This window comes from Sinomonas sp. (genome assembly GCF_051955515.1).
GTDB lineage: Bacteria > Actinomycetota > Actinomycetes > Actinomycetales > Micrococcaceae > Sinomonas.
In genome coordinates this window covers 1-5,976 of the sequence record NZ_JBQCGQ010000265.1, presented here as the reverse complement: position 1 = coordinate 5,976, position 5,976 = coordinate 1, and the positions used below count along the sequence as shown (strand labels likewise).

Here is a 5,976-nt window from a genome sequence, read left to right as displayed (position 1 = left end):
GATGGCCAGGGCGATCACGGCCGAGACGGTCGTCGTCAGGAGCATGGTGGGCTTGTCCAGCTTGTACCCGGAGGTTCCGAACGCCACCGAGAACGTCTGCATCATGTAGCTCGTCCCGGCGATGAGCGCGCAGAAGACGATGCGGAGCACGGCGCGCCAGTGGAAGCGCAGGACGTGCTTGAGCGGGGCGACGTTGACCTTGTTGCGCTGGGCCTCGACGAACTCCGGGGGCTCCTGGACATGGCGGCGGATCAGGTAGGCGACGACCACGACGACGGCGGAGAACCAGAAGGGGAGCCGCCAGCCCCAGGAGAGCAGCTGCTGGGAGGGCATCGCGGCGATCGGGATGAAGAGCAGCAGGGTGAGCAGCGTGCCGGAGGAGGCGCCCAGGGTCGTGAAGCTCGTGATGAACCCGCGGCGGCGATCGGAGGAGTGCTCCAGGCTCATGGTGATCGCGCTGGGCTGCTCGCCGGAGAGGCAGAGCCCCTGGATGACGCGGATCGCCACGAGCAGGATCGGGGCGGCGGCGCCGATCTGGGCGTACGTGGGCAGGCAGCCGATCAGGAAGGTGCAGCCGCCGATGCCGAACAGTGTGATCATCATGACGAATTTGCGGCCGAAGCGGTCGCCCATCGGGCCCAGGATGAGGGAGCCGAGGGGACGCACGGCGTAGCCGACCGCGAAGGTGACCAGGGACAGCAGCACGCTGATGCCCTCGGGCAGCTGGGGCGAGAAGAAGAGGACGTTCAGGACCAACGCCGACGCGGTGCCGTACACCGCGAAGTCGTAGTACTCGAGCGTCGTGCCGATCCAGGCCGCGACTGCCGCCCTGACCGGGGTCTTCTTGGGGAGTGTGGTTTCAGTCATTTCGACTCCATTGGCGATGGGTGGACAGTGGGCCGCCCGCAAGCATGGGCTGCGGAAAAAGACCTCGAGAGGAATTTCCGGTTAGTCCTGCCGTGAGCTCTCTCGCATGGCGATCGCGTTCTTGTACGGCTTTGCAAACTGGCCTCATATAGAAAGTAGCGTTTGAGGTGCGAGTCACACAAAGACAGCTTTTGTGTCCCTAGATAGGGATCGGTTATGACAGGCCTCCGAACGGCGGGAGTATCGGGGACTCGGGCGTCCTCACCAGTCCAGCGGCCGCGCTGCCCGTGGGTTCCGCGGCGCTCCAGCCAGCGGCCGCTCGCCCTCGATCGGCGTCCAGCAGGCTCAGCTACTGCTTTTATTTGCCCATATAGGGATTTCGTCTATTTGATCCGCATATCTTTTCAGCTGCCGATCGCGCCTATTCCGGAAAACGAAGAGTGGCCGCCGTCGAAATGCCGAGCCGACGTGAGGGCGTCAGGTTCCCCACCCGCCGCATGCTGGAGCACTACCCCACGCGGGTTCCAGCAAGCACCCTCCGGGGGTTGCCATCGGGAGCGCGTGAGTCCACAATGTTTCTCGACAGTCGAGATACTCGATGATCGAGAGAACTTCAAAGGTGCCCAGTACCTCGACTGTCTCAGTGGAAGTCACGGCCGCGAAGGCCCCTTGTTGTCTGGAGTGAAAGAAATGTCCCGTCGTCGCTTTGCTGCAGCCGCGGCTTCTGCCGCGGTCTTGGCCTCAACCGTTCTGCTCGCCCCGGCCGCCCATGCCGACTCGCGCAGCTGGGAGCCGGGCGGGGTGCGCGGCGCCACGACCGTGGTGCTCAACCCGTCGCTCGTCCCCGTGCTCGCTGGGACCCTCAAGGTCAAGCCCATAGCTCCCGGGGCGCTGATCGCCCCCGGCGGCCGCGCCGAACTGATCTTCCCCATCACGCACGTGGCCGGCACCGTCGTCCAGCACGCAGGCGGTCTCCAGTTCTCCCCGGTCGGCGGGGGTTCGCTGCGCCTGACGCGTTTCGACATCAACCTCGGCACGGGTCTGCTCGACGCCAAAGCCCAGTTGAACGGCAAGCGGCTTGCCGGCCGAGTCGACGTGTTCGCTCTCGGACCAGTCCAACCGATTGGCGGCAGCGTGCCCGCCTGCTCCGGGACCGCTGCCGGGCTGACGCTCACCGCACAGGCCGCCGGCGCGCTCGGCGCCCCCTCCTTCGCAGGGGCGTTCGTCGGCGACGCCTGCGTCACTCAGCGCTAGAGACCCTCAGACGCTGAGCTCCAGCATCAGCGCAGGCAGCTCGTCGGCAAGTTCTCGGGCCAGGAACCCGAGCGGGCCGAGCCTGCTGGCCAGCCGGTCAGCGGCCGAGGCATGCAGATGGGTGCCCCAGCACGCCGCCTGCGCGCTGCTGGTTCCCCGGGCCCGGAGCCCCGCAATCGCGCCAGCAAGGACGTCACCACTGCCGGAGGTGCCCAGGCCTCCGTACCCGGTGCCGATCTTCCACAGCTCCGGTCCCAGCCGGGCGGGCTGGGTGATCAGCCCCTGGCAGCTGACCACAGCGTCGAACCTGTCCGAGATCTCGGCGACGTCCTTTTCGAGGTCGTTCACGTCCCGGCCCAGCAGGACCGCGGCCTCGGTGGGATTCGGGGTGAGGATCAGCCGCCCGCGCCACCGGTCCAGCTGGTCCTCGAGCGGTCCGAGGGCGCCCAGGGCGAAGGCATCGAGGACGACGGCGGGCCCTCCAAGGCCGCCAGCCTCGCCCCCGGCAGCGTCGCCCCCAGCCGGGGCTACGCCTGGCGCCCCGGAGGTCTCGCGATCGAGCAGTGCGGCCAGCAGTTCCCCAGCCAGGTCGAGGTCGTCCAGCCCCGGCCCCACGAGAATCGTGTCGGCCTTGTCCAGATAGGAGGAAATCCGGTCCAGCTCGGGCTTCACGGAGCCGTCCACGGTCTCCGGCAGGCCGATCGACCCGCACTCGGGAAACGCCACCCCCACCTGCACAGCGACCGATTCGGCCACGGCCAGGGTCAGTTTTCCGGCCCCGGCGCGCAGGGCCGTTACCCCGGCCAGCAGGGCGGCTCCGGGGGTAGGCCGGGCTCCCCCGATGACGAGCACGGACCCGCGCGAGTATTTGTCCTGCCCGGGCGCTGGGAGCGGCCAATCCCGCAGGAGCGACGGCGTCACCAGGGTGGGGCCGGAGGAATCACTGCGGCCGGACACTCGTGTCTCCACCGTGCTCGGTGACGGTCACGCCCTGCTCCCTCAGGTGGTCCGCCACGTTGAAGCTCTCCAACGTCCACGGCCCGACGCCGGAGGGGCGGACGAACCGGGTCATCGAGGCGTTGAGGATGGTTTCCGTGGCCGCCAGGTCCAGCAGTTCCTTCTCGCTGAGGCCTTCCAGCACGTACCGGAACAGCATGATCACCGCGTCGTGGCACACCAGCATCACCCGGTGCCCCATGCCCAGATTGTTCAGCTCCGCCAGCACGGACCGGATCCGCAGCGCCACATCCGCCCAGGATTCCCCGCCCGGCGGACGGTAGTACAGCTTGCCCAGCCACTCCCGGCGCTCGGACTCCTCCGGATACCGGTTCTCCACGCCCAGGCGTGTGAGGCGGTCCAGGATGCCGAGTTCGCGGTCGCGCAGCCGCTCGTCGGTGCGCACCGGCATCGGCCAGCCCGCTGTTTCCACGGCGATCTCGGCCGTCTGGCGCGCCCGCGCGTAGGGGGAGGACACCACGGCGTCCGGGCGGAGGTCCGCGGCGATCCGGCCCAGCGCGGTCCCCAACGCCTTGGCCTGGTCCTGGCCGGTGCCGGACAGGTTGACGTCGGCATCGCGGGCGGGGACGTCGATGACCTCCACGCCGGCGTCACGCGCCTCGGTAGCCGCCACGTTGCCTTCGCTCTCACCGTGCCGGATCAGCAGCAGCTCGACCGCGCCGGCCTCCTGGACCGCCTGCGTCAAACCGCGGTCGTCGGCCGAATTTCCGTTCGCTGAAGTGTCCATCACGAAACCACCCCGTCCTGCCGTGCCGAATGCGGAACACTACACACCACGTACCCGAGCGGCGGCGGAAATAACGGACGACGGCGGCCCGGCGCAGCGTGGGCGGGCGTCACTCCGCCAGCAGACCCACCACCCTCGTCCGGTGGAGCGTCTCGACGTGCCGGCGTGAGACGGCCGCCGCGGTCACCACGTCCCCGGCGCGCACCGCCGCCGTGAGCGCGGCGTGATCGCGGTTCGCCAGGTGCAGGTCCTCGATCGGGTACGGGACGAAGAACGCGTAGAGCTCCTCGAGCGAATGCCGGTACTCCTCCGCGGCCGAGCCGAGGCCGGCCGCCTCCGCGACGAGCTCGTGGAAGGCCGCGTCGCACTGGTGGTACTCCGCCCAGCCGGTCGCGCCAGCCATGCGCGCGGTGAGCGCCTCGAGCTCGGCGAGCTGCTCGCCGCTCGCGTGGAGCGCGGCGAAATGGGCGACGGCGGTCTCCTGCAGCATGCGCCGATCGATGAGCCGGTGGACCTCCGTGACCTCGGCGGGCGCCATGGTAAGGCTGCGCAGGACCTCCCCGGGAGGCTCCTCAGCCACGAACGTCCCGCCGCCGCGCCCACGCAACCGGACAAGGACGCCGTCGTCCGCGAGCGAAGCCAGCGCTCGGCGCGCGGTCATGGGGCTGACGGACAGGCCCAGGGCAACGTCGTCCTTGTCGGGCAGCCGCTCGCCGGGCTTGAGGAGCCCGAGTCGGATCGCCATGCCGATCCTCATCCGGACAGCATCGATGGCGCTTCGGCGTCCGATCCGGGCGAGCGACGCGTCGTCGATGAGCGGCACACCCGAATCGGGGAGGGCGATGGCGGAGTCCGGCTCAGCGTCGAGAGAAGTCACCTGTGCCCCCTTTCCTCAGTTGAATCTATTAGCTCAGCTTGATCTATTATGGGCGACGTCACATCGAAAATCGAGGTTTCCTTGCAACGACATCTTCCCCTCGTGGCCGTCCAGGCGCCGCCGCGGCTCATCGGCGAGCCGTTCGCGGCGTTCGCCGACGAAGCCCGCCGCACCGTCGAGCTTCACCCCGAAAAGAAGCTCCTCGTCTTCCCCGAACTCCACCTCTTCGGCGACGGCGACCCCGACCTCCAGCGCGAGGAGGCGCTGCGCGCGGCGGCAGAGCCGCTGGACGGCCCTCGCGTCGAGGCGCTCGCAGGCCTCGCCGAGGAGCTCGGCGTCTGGCTCGTTCCCGGCAGCGTCTGCGAACGCGGCGAGCGGGGCGAGCTGTTCAACACCCAGATCGTCCTCTCGCCGGCCGGGGAGCTTGCGGGCAGCTATCGCAAGATCTTCCCGTGGCGCCCCCACGAGCCGTACGAGCCGGGCGACCGCTTCGTCGTCGTCGACCTCGACGGGATCGGGCGCGTGGGCCTGAACATCTGCTACGACGCATGGTTCCCGGAAACCAGCCGCCAGCTCGCTTGGATGGGCGCCGAAGTGATCCTCAACGTCGTCAAGACGACGACGACGGACCGCGCCCAAGAGCTCGTCCTCGCCCGCGCGAACGCGATCGTCAACCAAGTGTTCGTGGTGAGCGTCAACTGCGGCGGGCCGACGGGCCAGGGCCGCAGCATCGTCGTCGGCCCTGAGGGCGAGGTCATCGCCGAGGCTCCCGACGCCTCACCGACGCTCCTCGCCGCGGAGCTGGAACTCGACGCCGTCGGACAGGTTCGCACTCAGGGGACCGCGGGCGTGAACCGCATGTGGTCGCAGTTCCGGCCCGACGAGCCGCCCATCCCGCTGCCGGTCTATCAGGGCCGAATCGACCCCGCGAGCTGGCAGCCGCAGACTCCATCACCCGCACCCGCCACTGGCCACACCGACGTGGCTTTCGCCACAGTCAGGAGCACTCGATGACCGATTCGTCGGCAACCCTCACCCGGACTCTGCGACTCCCGTCGCTCGTCCTGTTCGGCCTCGCGTACCTCGCGCCGCTCATCGTCCTCGGGATCTTCGGGGTGATCGCGCAGACCACAGGCGGGGCAACGCCGTCGGCCTATCTCGTGGCGCTCGTCGCGATGCTGTTCACGGCCCACAGCTACGGCCGGATGTCCGTGGCCCACCCGGTCGCCGGCTC

Annotated in this window: 6 protein-coding genes and 1 pseudogene; 3 read left to right on the top strand and 4 right to left on the bottom strand. The window is 69.0% G+C overall.

Annotated features, from left to right (window positions below):
- Positions 1-867, bottom strand: an 867-nt coding sequence (locus ACTHL9_RS15710) for an MFS transporter (protein ID WP_440520220.1), incomplete at its 3' end; no start/stop codon positions are given.
- 690 nt (positions 868-1,557) lie between these two features.
- On the opposite strand from ACTHL9_RS15710, the gene ACTHL9_RS15705 reads away from it, so the two are divergent.
- Positions 1,558-2,121, top strand: a complete 564-nt coding sequence (locus ACTHL9_RS15705; RefSeq protein ID WP_440520219.1) for a hypothetical protein — start codon at positions 1,558-1,560, stop codon at positions 2,119-2,121.
- 6 nt (positions 2,122-2,127) lie between these two features.
- Here the strand turns inward: ACTHL9_RS15705 and ACTHL9_RS15700 are convergent, their stop codons facing one another.
- The 3 genes from ACTHL9_RS15700 to ACTHL9_RS15690 all read right to left on the bottom strand — a co-directional run bounded on the left by ACTHL9_RS15700 (position 2,128) and on the right by ACTHL9_RS15690 (position 4,742).
- Positions 2,128-3,078: an ADP-dependent NAD(P)H-hydrate dehydratase gene (locus tag ACTHL9_RS15700; protein ID WP_440520218.1), complete on the bottom strand. Its 951-nt coding sequence runs from the start codon at positions 3,076-3,078 to the stop codon at positions 2,128-2,130.
- Positions 3,062-3,865 carry a histidine phosphatase family protein gene (locus ACTHL9_RS15695; protein ID WP_440520217.1) on the bottom strand — a complete coding sequence of 268 codons (804 nt, stop codon included), beginning with the start codon at positions 3,863-3,865 and terminating at the stop codon, positions 3,062-3,064. Before ACTHL9_RS15695 ends, ACTHL9_RS15700 begins: the two co-directional genes overlap by 17 nt.
- Positions 3,866-3,974: 109 nt before the next feature.
- Positions 3,975-4,742, bottom strand: a complete 768-nt coding sequence (locus ACTHL9_RS15690) for a FadR/GntR family transcriptional regulator (RefSeq protein WP_440520216.1) — start codon at positions 4,740-4,742, stop codon at positions 3,975-3,977.
- Positions 4,743-4,844: 102 nt separating this feature from the next.
- Here ACTHL9_RS15690 and ACTHL9_RS15685 point away from each other — a divergent pair, with 102 nt between their 5' ends.
- Together ACTHL9_RS15685 and ACTHL9_RS15680 are read left to right on the top strand one after the other, a co-directional pair.
- Positions 4,845-5,756: a carbon-nitrogen hydrolase family protein gene (locus ACTHL9_RS15685; RefSeq protein WP_440520215.1), complete on the top strand. Its 912-nt coding sequence runs from the start codon at positions 4,845-4,847 to the stop codon at positions 5,754-5,756.
- Positions 5,753-5,976 (top strand): annotated as a pseudogene (locus tag ACTHL9_RS15680) (Putrescine importer PuuP); the annotation flags it as partial. The gene ACTHL9_RS15685 and the pseudogene ACTHL9_RS15680, both read left to right, overlap by 4 nt.